The organism is Mesorhizobium sp. B2-4-12, assembly GCF_006441575.1.
In the GTDB taxonomy this organism is placed as follows: Bacteria; Pseudomonadota; Alphaproteobacteria; order Rhizobiales; family Rhizobiaceae; genus Mesorhizobium.
The window spans coordinates 32,633-50,267 of sequence record NZ_VFVC01000044.1 but is presented as its reverse complement, the minus strand read 5'-3'; the positions used below and the strand labels follow the sequence as shown (position 1 = coordinate 50,267).

Annotated in this window: 13 protein-coding genes and 2 pseudogenes; 5 read left to right on the top strand and 10 right to left on the bottom strand. The window is 64.9% G+C overall.

The annotated features are described in order from the left end of the window. Window positions 1-85: 85 nt before the first annotated feature. The 4 genes and pseudogenes from FJ934_RS22460 to FJ934_RS22445 form a co-directional block, all read right to left on the bottom strand. The gene (locus tag FJ934_RS22460; protein WP_181165725.1) at window positions 86-1,384 is read right to left on the bottom strand and encodes an FAD-binding oxidoreductase; all 1,299 of its coding nucleotides are present in this window, start codon (window positions 1,382-1,384) and stop codon (window positions 86-88) included. A gap of 2 nt (window positions 1,385-1,386) precedes the next feature. Further along, window positions 1,387-2,766: a glutamine synthetase family protein gene (locus FJ934_RS22455; RefSeq protein WP_140612533.1), complete on the bottom strand. Its 1,380-nt coding sequence runs from the start codon at window positions 2,764-2,766 to the stop codon at window positions 1,387-1,389. 5 nt (window positions 2,767-2,771) lie between these two features. Next, window positions 2,772-3,038, bottom strand: a pseudogene (locus tag FJ934_RS22450) (glycosyl transferase family 1); the annotation flags it as partial. A 119-nt stretch (window positions 3,039-3,157) separates the two neighbouring features. Then, window positions 3,158-3,529 carry a hypothetical protein gene (locus tag FJ934_RS22445; RefSeq protein ID WP_246671596.1) on the bottom strand — a complete coding sequence of 124 codons (372 nt, stop codon included), beginning with the start codon at window positions 3,527-3,529 and terminating at the stop codon, window positions 3,158-3,160. 160 nt (window positions 3,530-3,689) lie between these two features. Between FJ934_RS22445 and FJ934_RS28510 the strand changes: the two are divergent. Together FJ934_RS28510 and FJ934_RS22435 are read left to right on the top strand one after the other, a co-directional pair. Further along, window positions 3,690-3,883, top strand: a pseudogene (locus FJ934_RS28510) (aldehyde dehydrogenase); the annotation flags it as partial. Window positions 3,884-3,994: 111 nt separating this feature from the next. After that, window positions 3,995-4,438, top strand: a complete 444-nt coding sequence (locus FJ934_RS22435) for a GFA family protein (RefSeq protein ID WP_140612544.1) — start codon at window positions 3,995-3,997, stop codon at window positions 4,436-4,438. A 101-nt stretch (window positions 4,439-4,539) separates the two neighbouring features. On the opposite strand, the gene FJ934_RS22430 is transcribed toward FJ934_RS22435, so the two are convergent. Continuing rightward, entirely contained in the window at window positions 4,540-6,612 is a 2,073-nt protein-coding gene (locus FJ934_RS22430; protein ID WP_140612531.1) for a 3-hydroxyacyl-CoA dehydrogenase NAD-binding domain-containing protein, read from the bottom strand. Window positions 6,613-6,712: 100 nt separating this feature from the next. Further along, the gene (locus FJ934_RS22425) at window positions 6,713-8,425 is read right to left on the bottom strand and encodes an MFS transporter (protein ID WP_140612529.1); all 1,713 of its coding nucleotides are present in this window, start codon (window positions 8,423-8,425) and stop codon (window positions 6,713-6,715) included. 179 nt (window positions 8,426-8,604) lie between these two features. On the opposite strand from FJ934_RS22425, the gene FJ934_RS22415 reads away from it, so the two are divergent. Continuing rightward, entirely contained in the window at window positions 8,605-9,222 is a 618-nt protein-coding gene (locus FJ934_RS22415) for a TetR/AcrR family transcriptional regulator (RefSeq protein WP_140612527.1), read from the top strand. 207 nt (window positions 9,223-9,429) lie between these two features. Here FJ934_RS22415 and FJ934_RS22410 read toward each other — a convergent pair whose 3' ends face one another. The 4 genes from FJ934_RS22410 to FJ934_RS22395 are packed head-to-tail and all read right to left on the bottom strand — an operon-like array spanning window position 9,430 to window position 13,942. Further along, complete coding sequence (locus FJ934_RS22410) at window positions 9,430-10,377, bottom strand: ABC transporter permease (RefSeq protein ID WP_140612525.1); 948 nt, start codon at window positions 10,375-10,377, stop codon at window positions 9,430-9,432. A 3-nt stretch (window positions 10,378-10,380) separates the two neighbouring features. Next, complete coding sequence (locus FJ934_RS22405) at window positions 10,381-11,361, bottom strand: ABC transporter permease (RefSeq protein WP_140612523.1); 981 nt, start codon at window positions 11,359-11,361, stop codon at window positions 10,381-10,383. Between the two features lies 1 nt (window position 11,362). Further along, window positions 11,363-12,880, bottom strand: a complete 1,518-nt coding sequence (locus FJ934_RS22400; RefSeq protein WP_246671595.1) for a sugar ABC transporter ATP-binding protein — start codon at window positions 12,878-12,880, stop codon at window positions 11,363-11,365. A 48-nt stretch (window positions 12,881-12,928) separates the two neighbouring features. Then, window positions 12,929-13,942, bottom strand: a complete 1,014-nt coding sequence (locus tag FJ934_RS22395; protein ID WP_140612521.1) for an ABC transporter substrate-binding protein — start codon at window positions 13,940-13,942, stop codon at window positions 12,929-12,931. Window positions 13,943-14,143: 201 nt separating this feature from the next. Here FJ934_RS22395 and FJ934_RS22390 point away from each other — a divergent pair, with 201 nt between their 5' ends. After that, complete coding sequence (locus FJ934_RS22390) at window positions 14,144-16,549, top strand: glucan 1,4-alpha-glucosidase (RefSeq protein WP_140612519.1); 2,406 nt, start codon at window positions 14,144-14,146, stop codon at window positions 16,547-16,549. Between the two features lie 51 nt (window positions 16,550-16,600). Next, window positions 16,601-17,614, top strand: coding sequence for a phosphogluconate dehydrogenase (NAD(+)-dependent, decarboxylating) (gene gnd, locus FJ934_RS22385; RefSeq protein ID WP_140612517.1), 1,014 nt, complete (start codon window positions 16,601-16,603; stop codon window positions 17,612-17,614). Window positions 17,615-17,635 lie beyond the last annotated feature (21 nt).

Below are 17,635 nucleotides of genomic sequence, written 5' to 3'. Positions count from 1 at the left end.
CCCCCCAAGTGGGGGAGATGTCCGGCAGGACAGAGGGGGGCGCTGTCCCTCCAGCCTCTCCTCAAAATGGCGACGCTAAGCGACCTCAATGCTTGATCCTATCCCGCATCGCGTACCACAGCATTCCCAGCACATAGAGCGGGCCGCGCAGCGCCGTTCCACCCGGGAACGGCATCGGCGTGAGCATCGAAAACAGGTCGAGCCGCGAGGCGTCGCCGGTGATCGCTTCGGCGAGCAGCTTGCCCGACAGCGTCGACAGGATGACGCCCTTGCCAGAATAGCCGTGCGCGAAATAGACCTCGCCATAGTGCCCGACATGCGGCAGGCGCGATGTCGTCACCGACACCAGTCCGCCCCAGGCATGATCGATGCGGCAGCCCTTGAGCTGCGGAAAGGTGCCTTCCACATGCGGCCGCACGAAGCCGGCAATGTCGGCCGGCGGTGACGGCGTATAACGCTCGCCGCCGCCGAACAGCAGGCGGCCGTCCGCCGACATGCGGTAATAGTTGACGACAAAGCGCGTGTCGGACACCGCGACGTTGGCCGGGATGACGTTGCGCTTGCCTTCCAGCGGCTCGGTGGCGACGATGTAGTTTCCGACCGGCATGATGCGGCTGTTGACGCGCGGCTCCAGCCCGTGGAGCAACGCGTCGCCCGCCAGCACGACATGTTTTGCGCGCACCGAGCCGTTTGCTGTCGAGACCCGGATCGAAGGCTCACGCTCCAGTTTCACCGCCACGGAATTTTCATGGATGGTGACGCCGGCGGTCACCGCCGCGCGGGCAAGGCCGAGCGTAAAGTTCAACGGATGCATGTGGCCGCCAAGCGGCTCGTACATCGCGCCATGATAGGGTGTGTCGACCTTGGCCCGAGCTTCCGCCGCCGACAATATCTCGACGTCGCGGAATTTCATCACGCTCTCGAGGCACCCGGCCTCCTCTTCCAAATCCCTGAGATCGGAGCCGTTGACGGCGCCGACCAGATGGCCGGTCAGCCTGAGGTCGCAATCGATGGCGTTGCGCTCGATGATGTCGAGCACCAGCCCGCGCGCCTCGAAGGCCAGGTCGAACAGCATCTTCGCCCGCTCTGGCCCGTAGAGCTTGACCAGGCCCTTAGCGCCCTTGCGCAGGCCGGGGATCATCTGGCCGCCATTGCGCCCCGACGCCCCCCAGCCGATCTTGCCGCCTTCGAGCAGCATCACTTTCAGGCCGCGCTCGGCGGCGTGAAGGGCGGCGGACAGGCCGGTGCAGCCGCCGCCGACGACGACCAGGTCGGCGTCGACATCGCCCACGAGCGCTGCATGATCCGGCGCCGGATTGGCGGTGGCGACATAGTAGGATTTGCCGATATCGAGACCGGAATTGAAACCCGTCGAAGATGCCATGATCACACCTTCAACAGCAGGTGGTCGCGTTCCCAGCTCGTCACCACGCTCTGGAACAGGTCGAGCTCGACGCTCTTGACGCGCAGATAGGTCTGGAAGAAATCCTCGCCGAGCAGCGTCCGCACCGGCTCGCAAGCCGTGAAGCGGTCGAGCGCCTCCTCCATGGTCTTCGGCAGCGTGCTCTTGATCTTGTAGGCATTGCCCGACGCCTCGGCCGAGCGCGCCAGTTTCTGTTCGACGCCGAGATAGCCGGCGAGCAGCGAACCGGCGATCGCCAGATAGGGATTGCAATCCGCGCCCGGCAGGCGGTTCTCGACTCGCCGCGCGGCACGGCCACCGGCGGGCACGCGCAAGCCGCAGGAGCGGTTGTCATGCGACCACTCGATGTTGGCTGGCGCGCTGTGGTTCGGCCGGATGCGGCGATACGAATTCACGTTCGGCGCGAACAGCGGCATGATTTCGGGGACATATTTCTGCAGCCCGCCGATGAAGTGTCCGAACATCTCGGTGTCGGCGTCATCGGTGCCGGCAAACAGCGCGTTGCCAACCTCGTCGACGATCGACATGTGCAGGTGCATCGAGCTTCCTGCCTGCGCGGCGATCGGCTTGGCCATGAAGGTGGCGTGCATGCCGCATTGCTGCGCGGCCTGGCGCGTCAGCCGCTTGAACAGCAGCACCTGGTCGGCCAGCGGCAGCGCGTCGCCATGCAGCAGGTTGATCTCCAGCTGCGCCGTGCCCGATTCGTGGATCAGCGTGTCGAGCGGCAGCCCGGCGGCCGCGGCATAGTCATAGACGCGCCTGATCACCGGCTCGAACTCCTCGAGTGCCGCCATGTCATAGGGGTGCTGCACGCCCTCGGCGCGGCCATTGGCGCCGACCGGGGCGGTCAGCGGTTTGTCCGGATCGGGATTGGGCGCGGTGAGGTAGAATTCAAGCTCCGGCGCCACGACGGCCCGCCAGCCACGCTGCCGGTAGAGGTCGAGCACGGCCCTGAGCACATGGCGCGGCGAGGCCATCCATGGCCTGCCATCCATGTGGAAGGCGTCGGCGAAGACATAGGCCTTGCCAGGCCCGGCGCCGGGCGCCAGGCACAGCGTCGAGACATCGGGCACCATGCGCATGTCCGGGTCCGAATAGGCGAAACCCTCGTCGATCGAGCCGGAATAGCGGCCGTCGATGCTGACCAGGAAGGCGCTGCTCGGCAGATAGAGCGCGCGGTCCTCCAGCGCCTTCAGGAATTTCGCCGTCGGCAGCGCCTTGCCGCGCAGCACGCCGTTCATGTCGGGCACCAGGCATTCGACTTCATTGATGCCATGCTGCGCCAGCCAGGCCTTGGGATCGTTGCCGCCGGAGAGCGAGGTGTTGGTGTTCTTGTCAAGCATTTCGTTCAATTCCGTATCAGAGAGAGTATGGCTTGCGCGGCCAAATCCGTTCCGGGTTCCAGCGCCATCCGGGCTGCATTGTCCCTCAGGGGCGCGCATGGCGTCGTCGGCCAGGAGGCCGACAATGGCTCTCTCCATACTCCTTCTGTCCAGCCGTCACGGCCGATATGGTCGCCGACGCCGGTCTCTCCGGCGCGCCACGCATTGTCATGGCCGTCCCTGCAATAGAGCATGATCAGCGACGGCATGCCGAAGCGTAGCGCCTCGCAAAAGCGCGCGCCCCGCGCACGCAACGACCGCGCAATGCCGACGCAATTCAACGCCGCGCCGAAACTGGCTTCGGGAAACAGCGCGATGGTCGGACTGGCTTTGCGCGTCAATTATTTCCTCTTCAATCGGGCCGGCTGATCATGCCGAACAGCGCGGGGGCGCCGCGGCTGGCCGCTTGCGATCGCTGGCTGCGGGAGAGCCGCAGGTGGATACGAAGCAGATCGGCAGCCATCTCATACTGCCGGTTTTCGAGATGGTCGAGTATGTTCAGGTGTTCGCGCAAAGATTGCTTCAGGCGGAACACATTGACCCCGGCATAATGCCCGGCAGCCGGCGCAACCTTAGATGATCCGACAGCGCATCGGTGAGGAAACGATTGGCACAGCCCTCGGCGATCATGCCGTGAAAATCGATGTCCAGCCACTGGAATTCGCGCATCGAACGCGGCGTCCGGCAGCGCGGCCTGCGCCTCCACGCCCTGGCGCAACGCCACGGCCCGCGTCCCGCCCAGCCGGAAGCCGGGCGTCAGGATCGCCGCCGCCTCGAGGAGCAGGCGGAACTCATAGCTTGGGCTTCCGGATCGTCTGGTGCGCGGCGGAACAGCCAGGATTGCCCGGCGCGCGGTCGAGCAGATTCTCCTCCGTCAGTCTGTTAATCCCCTGATCGACAATGACGCGCTACCCCTCGGCGACTGGAAAGCATCCGGACTCGGCCATGAACTCGGCCGCCAGGGCTGGATGCCTTCCGCCGCCCGAAGGTGGTGATCGAGCACAAGCCGGCGATCCAGGAATGGTGGTATCCCTATCCCGACAGCTGGCTCCGCGCGACCGGCGGCCGCAAGCACGTCCAGGCCACACCGGCTTTCCTTTCGAAGGCAAGCAACAGGAACCTCGGCCAGCGAGGATGGTTGTTCCGTTGGTCGACACGGGGCTGGCGGTCTTACAATCGGAGCGACGAGATGGACGGCAGGATTGAAACGGGCGCCTGTTTTTGCGGGGCAATTGCCGCCGAGATGCGAGGCGAGCCGTTCTGGGTCTGCACCGACCATGACGACGATTGCCGCCGGGCAATCGGCAGCCCATTGACCGTATGGGTCGGCTACCGTCCGCATCAGGTGCGGCTCACTCGTGGCCGGCCGAAGGAATTCTCCAAGACCAAGGGCATTGTGCGAACATTCTGCGGAGATTGCGGTTCCTCGATCGCCTATCGCGATGAAGGGCTGAGCGACGAAGTCTACGTCACGATAGGCTTTTTCGACCATCCGGAGCGGTTCAGTCCGCAAGCGCACGCCTATTGGCGCCTGAGACTGCCTTGGGTGGAATTCTCGGACGACCTGCCGCGTATCGATACCTATTCGCGGCCACGCGATCCCGCGTTCGGAAATCCTGCCGACCGTAAATAAGTGTCCTTTTACGCCTGGATCGCTTCGATCAAAGCGCGCGAGACGGAAGCAATAGGCCGTCGCTGAGAGCGAGGCGGCGATGCAAATCGTTGGAAACGAGCTCAGCCCGCCGCGCCACCGTCCCAGGAGCCGGTTTCGGCCATTCGCTTCAGCAGCGGCGCAGGCTCGAAAACTGGCCCGCCGGTCCGCTGGTGCCAGTACTCAAGCCTTTCGACGATCCGCGCCGGCCCTTCTAGCCCGGCCCAGAACATCGGGCCGCCCTTGCCGACAGGGAAGCCGTAGCCGTTAATCCAGACGACATCGATATCGGAGGCGCGGGCCGCGATCCCTTCCTCCAGAATTTTCGCTCCCTCGTTGACCAGGGGATAGAGCGTGCGCTCGATGATTTCTTCGGCGCTTATCGCACGCGGCGCAATGCCTTGCTCGGCCGCCTTGCCGCGGATCAACGCCTCCACTTCGGGGTCGGCAACGCCCGCCCGTGCGCCGGCCTCGTAGAGGTAGAAGCCACGGCCGGTCTTCTGGCCGAAACGGCCCCGTTCGCACAGCGTGTCGGCGATCACGGCCGTCTGGCCGCGCGCCTTGCGATTGCGCCAGCCGATGTCGAGGCCGGCGAGATCGCCCATCTGGAACGGCCCCATCGGCCAGCCGAAATCGGTGAAGGCCTTGTCGATCTGGCTGGGTGTCGCGCCTTCCAGCAGAAGCGCTTCGGATTCCGAGCCACGCGCGGCCAGCATGCGGTTGCCGACGAAACCATGGCAGACGCCGACGACGACAGCCACCTTGCCGATCCGCCGTGCCAGATCGACGGATGTCGCCAGCGCGTCGGGCGCGGTCTTTTCCGCCCGCACGATTTCCAAGAGCTTCATCACATTGGCCGGCGAGAAGAAATGCAGGCCGAGCACATCGTGCGGGCGCGAGATCGAGGCGGCGATTTCGTTGATGTCGAGATAGGAGGTGTTGGTGGCGAGAATCGCGCCCGCCTTGGCCACCGCGTCGAGCTTGCCGAAGATTTCTTTCTTGACCGCCATGTCTTCGAACGCCGCCTCGATGATCAGGTCGCAATCGGCGAGATCGGCGTAGTCGGTGGAACCCTTGAACTGGGCGAGGCGCTGCCGCTTGGCCTCTTCACTCAGCGAACCACGCGAGACGGAGACGGTGTAGTTCTTCTCGATCGTGCCCAAGCCGCGCTGCAAGGCTTCATGGCTGGCTTCCAGCAAGGTGACGGGAAAACCGCCATTGGCGAAGGCCATGGCGATGCCGCCGCCCATCGTGCCGGCGCCGATGACACCGACGCGGGCAATCCTGCGCTTGACGATGTCCTTGCCCGGAAGCTTTGCCGCCTCGCGTTCGGCGAAGAACAGATGGCGCTGCGCCCGCGACTGGTCGCTCGCCACGAGTTTTACGAACAGCGCCCGCTCCGCCGCAAGCGCCTCGTCGAAGGACAACGTGACGGCATTGCGCACCGCCTGCGCGCAGGCGACCGGCGCTTCCAGACCCCGCGCTTTCCTGGCGAGGTTCGCCGCCTCGGTATCGAATGTCGCCAAGTCGGTTTCCCTGAGCAGATCATCGCGATCGCGCACCGGCGTGAACGGACCACCCTTGCGGGCGATTTCCCGGGCGAAATTCACCGCATGCGTGGTCAGGTCACCTTCGAAGACCGCATCGACGAGACCGGCGGCATGCGCCTCATCGGCACCGATCGGCGTACCGGAAACGATCATCCCCAGCGCCTTCACCGCCCCGACCAGCCGCGGCAGCCGCACCGTGCCGCCGCCGCCCGGGAGCAGGCCGAGCTTCACTTCGGGAAGGCCAAGCTTGGACCCAGCGTCGGCGACACGGAAATGGCAGCCGAGCGCGAGTTCCAGCCCGCCGCCGAGCGCGGTGCCGTGGATGGCGGCGACCGTCGGTTTGGCGATGGTTTCTAGCAAGGCCACGATGGCGCGCAGGTCTGGTTGCTGCAGCGGCTTGCCGAATTCGGTAATGTCGGCGCCGGCTACGAAAGTCCGCCCGGCGCAGGCGAGCACGATCGCGGCAACCGAAGCGTCGTCGCGCAAGGCAACCAACGCCTGCATCAGCGGCTCGCGGACATGAAAACTCAGCGCGTTGACCGGCGGGTTGTCGATGGTGACGATCGCGACATCGCCGTCGCGGCTGACCTTCAGGGAATCGGACACGCAAAAACCTCCCAGCAACGGTGAGCGGCTGGCCGCCGCTTGAACGGGATTTATAGCGCCATGACGCGGATGGGAACCGGCCTCCAGTCTGGCACAACGATTAGTGCCGACCGGCGGCCTCCGTTGCCATCATCTCCGGCATGGCGTCGCTGGCGGTGCGCCCGCCGCGCCAAGAGGCAAAAGCCGCGACCAGATAGAGGATCGCCGAGAAGGTGAAGGCGAAGACCAGCCCGTGCTTAAATGGTCCCGACATCAGCTCCGGGAAGAAGGCGTGGCCGGTCAGCGTGTCGATGCTCTGCTGCGGCAGCGCATGCAGCACATCGGCCGGGATCAGCTCGCCCATCGGATTGTAGCCCAGGAAAGCGGCAAACAGGCTGGCGACCGGCGGCATGTTGGCGATCTGGTGCGCCACCGCCTCCGGCACATGCTGCGCCAGAAGGCCGGCTTCCATGCTCTGCGGCAGGCTGGCGGCAAGGCCCAGGATCATCAGGCTGAAGAACAGGCCGATCGACAGCACTTGTCCGGCATTCGTCGTCGTCGCACGCATGCCCGAGGCCTGGCCACGTTCGCGCGCCGGCACGGAATTCATGATCTGCGTAGAGTTCGGCGCCACGAACAGGCCGGAGCCAAGGCCGTTGAGGAACAGGAGCGCGGCAAAGACCGTATAGGAGAAGTCGGCCGGCAAGGCCATCAACGCGATAAAACTCGCCGCGCCCACGACCATGCCGCCGACCGCGAAGGGCACGCCGCCGACCCGGTCGGAGAAATAGCCGGACACCGGGCCGGCGATGAGGAAGCCGACCGTCAGCGGCAGCATGAAGATCGCCGACCACAGCGGCGTCTCCTCGAAGGAATAGCCATGCAGCGGCAGCCAGATGCCCTGCAGCCAGACGATCAGCATGAACTGCAGCCCGCCGCGCGCGATGCCCGAGGCGAGGTTGGCGATGTTGCCATAGGCGAAGCCTGGAATGCGGAACAGCTTCAGGTCGAGCATGGGCTTCGTCACACGCTGCTCGATGAAGATGAAGGCGATCAGCGAGATCAAGCCGATGGCAAACAGGACAAGCACTTTCGGGCTGGTCCAGGCCATTACCTGGTCGCCATAGGGTTGCAGCCCATAGGTGATGGCGGTGAGGATGAGCACCAGGCCGAGGCCGAAGCTGATATTGCCGAGCCAGTCGATCGTATGCGTCGAGCGGTTGGGCGCGTCGTGCAGCTTCATGTACGCCCAGATCGTGCCGACGAGGCCGAACGGCACGTTGATCCAGAACACCAGCCGCCAGTCCGTGTCGGCCAGAAGGCCGCCGATCAGCAGACCGACGAACTGGCCGCCAATGGCCGCCACCACATTGATGCCGAGCGCGAAACCGCGTTCGTTTTCCGGAAAGGCATCGGTGAGCAGCGCCGTGGAGTTGGCCATGATCAGCGCGCCGCCTATGCCTTGGATGATGCGCACGGATATCAGGTACATCGCGGCGAAGTCGCCCTGGCCGGGCAGCAGGCTGAGCGCGATCGAGGCGGCGGTGAAGATGGCGAAGCCGAGATTGTACATCCTCGCCCGGCCGAACTGGTCGCCAAGCCGGCCGAAGGCAACGACCAGCACCGCCGTGGCGATCATGTAGCCGATGATCGCCCACAGGAGGTAATTGATGTTGCCCGGGTCGAGCGCCTTGAGGCCGATGCCGCGAAACACCGCCGGCAGGCTGATCAGCAGAATCGACCCGTTGATGGCGGCGGCGAGCATGCCGAGCGTGGTGTTGCTCAGAACCATCCATTTGTGGCTCTGCGGGCGCCTGTCAACGGTGGTATTCATGATGGTAACTCTCGACGGTGCTGGCGCGGTTGCCGCCAGTGCTATATATGAGGATAGTCTCAGGTTTGGAAATATGAGGATGGCCTCGGAAAAAGCAAGAGCCTTATGCATGTCGCCCAAAAGTGAGCTCGGTTTTGGGATAACGACATGCATCAAAACAAAGACCGGAAGCGCGTTGCATGAATTCGGGTAGACGCGACGCGCTTTCGGTCGCGAATCCGCGTGCACCGCAGCAAAAAAGAGGGCGCGAACGGGTCGCGGCACTGATGGCGAGCGCGGCAGCGCTGTTCGTCGAGAAGGGTTTCGACGCCACGACGATGACCGAGATTGCCGCACGCGCGGGCGCGGCCATCGGCACGCTCTATCTGTTCTTCCCGACCAAGGAGGCCCTGGCGCAAGCCATTCTGGCCGAGAACGCGGAAAGCCTGTCCACGCAGCTTGACGCCTTGCAGGAACGCGCCATGGGCCTGGCGCCGGCAGCCATCGCCGATGCGCTGTTCGAATTGCTTGGCGATTTTCTCGCCACGCACCCGGCCTATTCCGCGCTGCTCGATCTTCCCGGCGACGAAGCCTGGCGGCGCAAGATGCGGGCCCGTCGGCGTGAGCAGATCGCCGCCCTGTTCGCGCAGGCCGAACCGCCGCTCCCCTTGGGTCAGGCCGAGCGGCTCGCCGTCATCGTGCCGCAGTTGATGCGCATCCCGCTGGCACTGGTTGGCGAAAAAAGACTGCGTGACGGCGTGCTGGAGGAATTGCGGCTAATGCTGGCGCGGCATTTGCGGGTGAGCGGTGAAGTGTGAGCAGTTCGATACGTTGCCGTTTTGCCGAACCTCCCATACTTCGTCATCCTAGGGCGGAGCAAGGAGCGCAGCGACGCGGCGTAGACCCTAGGATCCATGCCGCGACCTCAAGGCGTCACGGCGCTGCAGAGTTTTGTTCCGCTGCGTTCCGTAGCGATGTAGCCGCATGGATCCTCGGGTCAAGCCCGAGGATGACGAAGGCGCGGTTCAGCGCACCGCCTTCTCGCCACCTGCCACCGTTATGACGCCGACGATGATCAGCCCCGTCAGTAGCAGCCGCACGCCGGCACTCACGCCGAACGTGTTGAGCATTGTGAGCAGCAGCACCAGGAACAGTGCGGCGCCCCAGACCCCGGGCACGTTGGCCTTGCCACCCGCCACCGACGTGCCGCCGATGACGACGACGGCGATCGAGGCGAGCAGGTACTCATTGCCGATATCGACATTGGCGCCGCGGAAATAGCCGGCGAGCAGCGCGCCATCGATGCCGCCGAGCGCGCCCGACAGAGTGTAGGTGAGGAAGCGGATGCGGCCGACATTGATGCCGGCCAGCCAGGCGGCGCGGATATTCTGCCCGATCGCCAGCACGGAGCGACCATAGATCATGCGCTGCAAAGCTATGCCGGCGCCGATGGTGAACAGCACGGTCAGCATTGCCAGCACCGGAATGCCGAGAATTTGCCAATTGGTGAAATCGGCGAAGCCTGGCGGCGGCTTGATCTGCAGCCCGCGCCCATAGCTGATGTCGACCGACTGGATGATGAAGCTGGCCGACAGCGTGGCGATGATCGGCGGGATGCGCAACGCCCAGATCAACAGGTAGTTCACCGCGCCGATTGCGGCACCGCAAGCCAGCGCGGCAATCAGCCCGACCACGATCATGGAATCGCTGCCGCCCATCACCTTCATGGCGACGGCACTGGCAAGGCCGATATTGGCCGGCAGCGACAGGTCGACATTGCCCGGCCCGAGCGTGATGACGAACATCTGGCCAATGCCGACGATGACCGTGAACACGGCAAGCGACAGGGCAGCCGTGACCATGCCGCCGGCGCCATAGCCGCCGGTGAAGGCGATCGTCGCCAGCCACACCAGCAGCGCGCCGAGAAAGGACCAGATCCAGGGCTTGGCGGCCAGCGACTTCACCAATGTCATCGCTCACCTCTCCCTGCGGCTGATCAGCACCCGCGCCGCCAGCACGATGATGAGGATGGCGCCGTTTGCGGCCACTTGCCAGTCGGGTGGGATGTGCATGAAGGTGAGCAGCGGAGATGCGGCCAACGCCAGCGTCAGCGCACCGATCACGGCACCGATCGGCGAGACCCGGCCGCCGACGAATTCACCGCCGCCGAGGATGACGCCGGCGATCGAAAGCAGCGTGTAGCCATTGCCGATATTGGCGTCGGCCGACGTGGTGATGCCGATCAGCGCCATGCCGGACAGCACACCGAACGCGCCGGCGAGCGCAAACAGCACGACCTTGGTCTTGAGCAGCGACCAGCCGGCGCGCCGAAGGGCTGCCGCATTGCCGCCGGAGCCGCGCAGGATCACACCGTAGGAGGTACGCATCAGGTCGAAATGGACGATGAGCCCAATCAGCAGCGCGGCGATGATCGGGAAAGGAACGAAGGGCGGTTTGAACGACAGGATCGCCAGCAGCCAATCCGGCGCCTTTCCGCCTGGTTTGGGCAGCACCAGGATCGCCAACCCTTGCCAGACGAAGCTCATGCCCAGCGTCACCACGATCGACGGCAGATTGCGTAGATGGATCAACGCGCCGAGCAGCGCATAGATGCCGATCGACCCGAGCAGGATGGCGACACCTATCAGCGGCGCGTCCTTCAGCCATGTCGCGGTGACACAGCCGGCAAATCCGACGAAGGTGCCGATCGACAGGTCGAGTTCGTTGCCGGCGATGACGAACATCTGCGCTATCGTTGCCAGCGCGATCGGGATCGCCAGGTTCAGCATCAGGCTGAAGCCGAAATAGCTGATCGCACGCGGGTTGAGCCAGGCGATGGCGAGCAGCACAAGCACCAGCGACAGCGCTGGCAGAAGCCCGCGCAGCAGTCGGGCACGTGCCGCGCTCCCGCGCGCCGCGGATGGTTTGAGACCGGTTTCCACAGTTGCCGCCGTCATCTCAGGCCGCGTCGCCGAAGGAGGACTGGATGATCTTCTCTTCGCTCAGTTCGTCGCGCGTGAGATTGGCGACGATGCGGCCGTTCTTGAAGACATAGATGTGGTCGCAATTGTCCAGCTCTTCGGTTTCCGTTGTGTACCAGAGGAAGGTGCGGCCGCGCCGGGCTTCCTCGCGCACCAGATCGTAGACTTCGAGCTTGGTGCCGATGTCGACGCCGCGCATCGGATCGTCCATCAGCACGATCCCGGCATCGGAGCCCAGCGCGCGCGCGAACAGCGCCTTCTGCTGGTTGCCGCCCGAAAGCGAAAAGATGTTGTTGTTCATGTCTGGCGTACGGATGCCGATCTTCTTCTGCCACGACGCGGCGAGCTCGGCCTCGCGTCGCGGCGAGATCAGCAGCCCGTTGCGCAGGCGGGCCAGCGAGCGGATGCCGATGTTCTGCGCGATCGACCATTGCGGGAAGATGCCGTCCGACTGGCGATCGCCGGCGACCAGCGCCACTGGTGCCGTTACCTCGACGCCGGCCCTGGCGTGTGATGCGGCATTGAAGATCGCCAGCAGCAGGTCGGTCTGGCCGTGGCCGGCCAGCCCGGCAAGGCCGATGATCTCGCCGGCGCGGGCTACGAGGTCAACGCCGTCCTTCTGCACGGCGGGACGCGCCCGAACCCGCAGCGGACCGGCCCCTGGCTTGGCCACTATTTCGGCCGCCATCTTCTGGCGGGCTTCCGCCCCGCCCATGACCGCCACCAGCCGGTCGCGGTCGAAGGCACCCGCGGCTTCCGACGCCACCACCTTGCCGTCGCGCATCACCACGATGCGGTCGGCATTTCTCAATACCTCGCCCAGCACGTGCGAGATGAGAATGCAGCTTTTGCCGCTGGCGACGAAGCGGCGCACGAAGGCCAGAAGTTGGCCAGCGGTATGGGCGTCGAGAGACGACGTCGGCTCGTCGAGGATGACGAGGTCGAGCCGGTCCTGCGTGACCGTGAAGGCGCGCGCCACCTCGACCATCTGGCGCCGACCGATCGAAAGGTCGCCGACAATGTCGGACGCGGAGATGCCGTGGCCGGGAAAGATCTCGTCGAGCTTGCCGGCGATCAGCTCCGCCGCCCTGCGGCGCCAGCCGAAGCCGGCGAGTGAGGCGTGGTTGATGCGCGTGTTTTCGGCGACGTCGAGATTGGGGCACAGCGACAGTTCCTGGAATACGCAGCGTATGCCGAGCTGCTGTGCCCTCGACACCGAGTAGTTCTCCTCGATGCCGCCATGCACGCCGATCCTGCCGCTGTCGGGCGTCGAGGTGCCGGCCACCATGTGCATCAAGGTCGACTTGCCGGCGCCGTTGTGGCCGACAAGGCCGACGCACTCGCCAAGGCCGACATGGAAATCCACCCCGCTGAGCGCCCTGACGGCGCCGAAATGCTTTTCGGCACCGTCAAGTCTTACAATGTCAATATTGGCGGCGCCGAAATGTTTTTCGGCGCCGTTCAGTCTGATGATGTCGGCGTTGCTTTCGGCCATGCTCAACGATATCCGCTCGGCGATATGGACGGCAACGCTGCCGCGATTTCACTTGATGTTGGCCTTGATGGCCGCGATGGCGTCTTCCTGGCTGTATTCGTGGGTGGCGACGCCGCCCTCCTTGATCTTCGGCAGGGCTGCCTCGAAATCGTCCTGGGTGAAGGCCAGATACGGCACCAGAAGGTCATGCGGAATGTCCTTGCGGCCGTCGAGCACCTGTTGTGCCACCCAGAAGGCGAGCGACGACACGCCGGGCGCGATGGATGCCGACCAGGTTTTGTAGCCGTCCTTGTCCTTCTGCTCCTTCCACCACTTCAGCTCGTCCTGCCTGTTGCCCATGATGATGGTCGGGCGCGGCTTGCCGGCTGCGGCGAAGGCCTGTGCGGCGCCATAGCCGTCGCCCCCCTGGTCGACGATGCCGACGACGTCGGGCAGCGACGGCAGGACGGTCGCCACCGCCTTCTGGGCGGTGGTCTGGTCCCAGTCGCCGGTGACCGAACCGACAATCTTGAATTCGGGATGAGCGGCGACACCTTCGAGGATGCCGGCGTGAATGGCATCGTCGATCGAAGTGCCGGCAAGGCCACGGATTTCAAGCAGGTTGCCGCCCTTCGGCTGGAACTTGGCCATGTGCTCGACTTCCTGCTTGCCCATGTCCTTGAAGTCGACGACGACGCGGTAGGCGCAGGGTTCGGTGACGATGCCATCAAAAGAGACGACCACGATGCCGGCATCGCAGGCCTGCTTGATGGCGCCGTTGAGCGCGTCCGGCGAGGCGGCGTTGATGACGATGGCGTCATAGCCCTGCAGGATCAGGTTCTGCACCTGTGCCGCCTGCGTCGGCACTTCCTTGTCGGCGGTGGTGAAGACATCGGCGGCAGCGACGATCTTGTCGTCCACCGCCTTCTTGGTGACGATGCCATAGCTGTCGAGCATCGCCTGCCGCCATGAATTGCCGGCATAATTGTTGGAGAATGCGATTTTCTTGCCGCTGGTATCGGCCAAAGCCGTACCGGCTGCGAGCACCGCTGCCAGGGTGCCCAAGACGAACAGTTTCTTCATGTCATGCTCCTCCCAAGGTTTGTGGTCGTGGCTGATTTCGATGACGTCGTGCCTGCGTTCCTGTTTTTTATCTATTGTCAGACAAATGTAGTTGGGCGCGCTTGTCAACTGCGATCGGTAGCTGTCTGGCGATCAACTTGCGGTGCGGCGGTTGAAAAGGCTTCGGCGGATGGCTAGTCCTGCATGCATGAGGGTGAAAGCATGACGCCGACCGTCCCCCCGGGCGCACCGGGAATCCCGGCGCGCTGGACGTCCAGCGCCAAGAGCGGTGTCGGGTCGGCGCTTTCCCGGGACAGCCAAGTCTGGTTCACCATCAGCCATGGCGTCCTGAACGAGATCTACTATCCGCGCCTCGACAGCGCCTGCACGCGCGACCTTGGCCTGATCGTCACTCGCCCCGGCGGCTATTTCTGTGAAGAAAAGCGCGACGCCACGCACGCCATCGAACCGTTCGAGGCCGGCGTGCCGGCCTACAGGCTGGTCAACACGGCTAGTGACGGCGCCTGCCGCATCGAGAAGCGCATCCTTGCCGATCCGGCCCGCCCGACCTTGCTGCAGGAGATCACTTTCATCCCGCTCAAGGGCGCTGTCGCCGACTACCGGGTCTACGTCCTCCTGGCGCCGCATCTGGTCAATGCCGGCATGGGCAACACCGCTTGGGTCGGCGACCATGAGGGGAAGCCCGTGCTGTTCGCCACGGGACGTGGCACCAGCCTGGCGCTGGCCTCGTCGCTGTCGTGGCGAGACTGTTCGGCCGGCTATGTCGGCTTCTCCGATGGCTGGGAGCAGCTTCACAACACCGGCGCACTCGATCCGGCCTGCCAGCGCGCCGAGGACGGCAATGTCGCGCTGACCGGCGAGATCGGTTTTACCGCTGCCAGGACAAAGGCCGTGCTGGCCTTGGGATTTGGCGCAACACCCGAAGAGGCCGCCGAAAATGCCTTCGGCAGCCTGAAGCGGGGCTTTGAGCCCGCGGCGAAATCCTGCGTCAAGACGTGGCGTAAATGGCAGGCGGGACTGCTGCCGCTGGACCGGCATGGCGAGGTCAACAGCTATCGCGTCTCCACAGCTGTCCTGGCAACGCACCGCTCGATCGCCATTCCGGGTGCGGCGGTCGCCAGCCTCTCCATCCCCTGGGGCTTCAACAAGGGCGATGACGATCTTGGCGGCTATCATCTGGTCTGGCCGCGCGATCTGGTCGAGACGGCGGGCGGCTTCCTTGCCGCCGGCGATGCCGCTTCGGCGTTGCAGATCCTCGGCTATCTCCGCTCCATCCAACAGCCCGACGGCCACTGGCCGCAAAATGCCTGGCTCGACGGGTCGGCCTACTGGCCCGGCATCCAGATGGATGAATGCGCCTTTCCGCTGCTGCTCGCCGACGCCTTGCATCGCGCCGGCCACTTGCCGCGCGCCAGGCTGAAAACCTTCCTGCCGATGATCGAAAGCGCCGCCGCTTACGTCGTGCGCAACGGACCGGTCACTGGCGAGGATCGCTGGGAAGAGGACGCCGGCTACAGCCCGTTCACACTGGCCGTCGAGATCGCCGCCCTGCTTGCCGGCGCCGACCTGGTCGACGCCTGCGGCGAGAAGGCGGCCGCCGCCTATCTGCGCGAGACCGCCGATGGCTGGAACGACCAGGTCGAGCGCTGGACCTATGTCACCGCCACGGGCATCTGCAAGGCGGTCGGCGTCGAAGGCTACTACGTCCGCATCGCACCGCCCGACAGCGCCGATGCCGGTTCGCCGAAGGACGGCTATGTGCCAATCAAGAACCGGCCGCCAGGCGACACCGACAGGCCCGCCCAGGAAATCGTCAGCCCGGACGCGCTGGCGTTGGTGCGCTTTGGCCTGAGGGCCGCCGACGATCCCCGCATCGTCGATACGGTCAAGGTCATCGACGCGCGATTGCGCTGCGAGCTGCCGCAAGGGCCGCTCTGGTACCGCTACACCAGCGACGGCTATGGCGAGCACGAAGATGGCGCGCCCTTCGACGGCACCGGACAGGGCCGCCCCTGGCCGCTTCTGGCCGGCGAACGCGCCCATTACGAGCTGGCGGCAAGGCGCAAGGACAAAGCGGCCGAGCTGCTGGCGGCAATGGAACGATCGGCCGGGCCAGGCGGCCTGTTGCCGGAGCAGGTCTGGGACGGCACCGACCTGCCCGAGCGCGAATTGCTGCGTGGTGGCCCCTCGGGCAGCGCCATGCCCCTGGTCTGGGCGCATTCCGAGCACATCAAGCTTCTGCGCTCGCTACGCGACGGGGCGGTCTTCGACATGCCGCCGCAAGGCGTGAAGCGCTACATCGAGGACGAGACCGTATCGCCGTTCCGGACCTGGCGCTTCAACAACAAGATCCGCGCGCTGTCCGCCGGCAAGACGCTGCGCGTCGAATTGCTGGCAGCCGCGACCGTCCGCTGGAGCACCGACAATTGGGCAACCGCCCGTGACAGCCAGACAGCGGAAAATGCTTTCGGCATCCATCTTGTCGATCTGCCCACGGCAAGCCTACCCAACGGCAGCATGCTGATCTTCACTTTTTTCTGGCCCGGGACCGGCGATTGGGAGAATGTCGATTTCTCCGTCATGTCAGGCGCTCAGGGCAGCCAATAGACCCTTCCTCGATAAATCCAGCAAATCCTCCAAGAAACAGGGACGAAAACCATGCAGATCGGAATGATGGGACTGGGCCGGATGGGCGCCAACATGGTCCGGCGCCTGATGCGCGACGGCCATGAATGCATCGTCTACGACATCAACCCGGCCAGCGTCGCCGCCCTGGTGGCCGACGGCGCCTTGGGAGCGGCATCCCTGACGGAATTCGTCGGCAAACTCGCCAAGCCGCGCTGTGTGTGGCTGATGCTGCCGGCAGCGATCACCGGCAAGGTCATCGATCAGGTCGCGGCCCTGATGGAGCCCGGCGACATCGTCATCGACGGTGGCAATTCCTACTATCACAACGCCGTCGACCAGGCCGCGAAACTCGCCCCCAAGGGTATCCATCTCGTCGATGTCGGCACCAGTGGCGGTGTCTGGGGGCTGGATCGCGGCTACTGCCTGATGATCGGCGGTCCCGACGTGGCGGTGCAGCACCTGGATTCGGTCTTTGCCACGCTGGCGCCGGGCGCCGATGCCGGTTCCAATCCGCCCAAGGATACCGGCACCGCGCCCTTCGGCTACCTGCATTGCGGGCCGAGCGGGGCCGGCCACTTCGTCAAGATGGTGCACAACGGCATCGAATATGGCGTCATGGCCGCCTATGCCGAAGGCATGAACATCCTGAAATCGGCCAATGCCGGCAAGCGGCAGCGCACGGCGGACGCCGAGACCAGCCCGCTGGAAAATCCGCAATACTACCAGTTCGACATCGACCTTCCCCAGGTGGCCGAGGTCTGGCGGCATGGCAGCGTCATCGGCTCCTGGCTGCTCGACCTCACCGCCGGCGCGCTGAAGAGCGACCCGGCGCTGGCGCAGTTCGGCGGCCGGGTTTCGGATTCCGGCGAAGGCCGCTGGACACTGAAGGCGGCGATCGACACCGGCGTGCCGGCGCCGGTTCTGTCCTCGGCCCTGTTCGACCGCTTCTCCTCGCAGGGCGAATCCGAATTCGCCGACAAGCTGTTGTCGGCCATGCGCTACGCGTTCGGCGGCCACGTCGAGAAGCCGAAGGCAGGCAAGTGACGCCAAAGCGGGAGACGCACG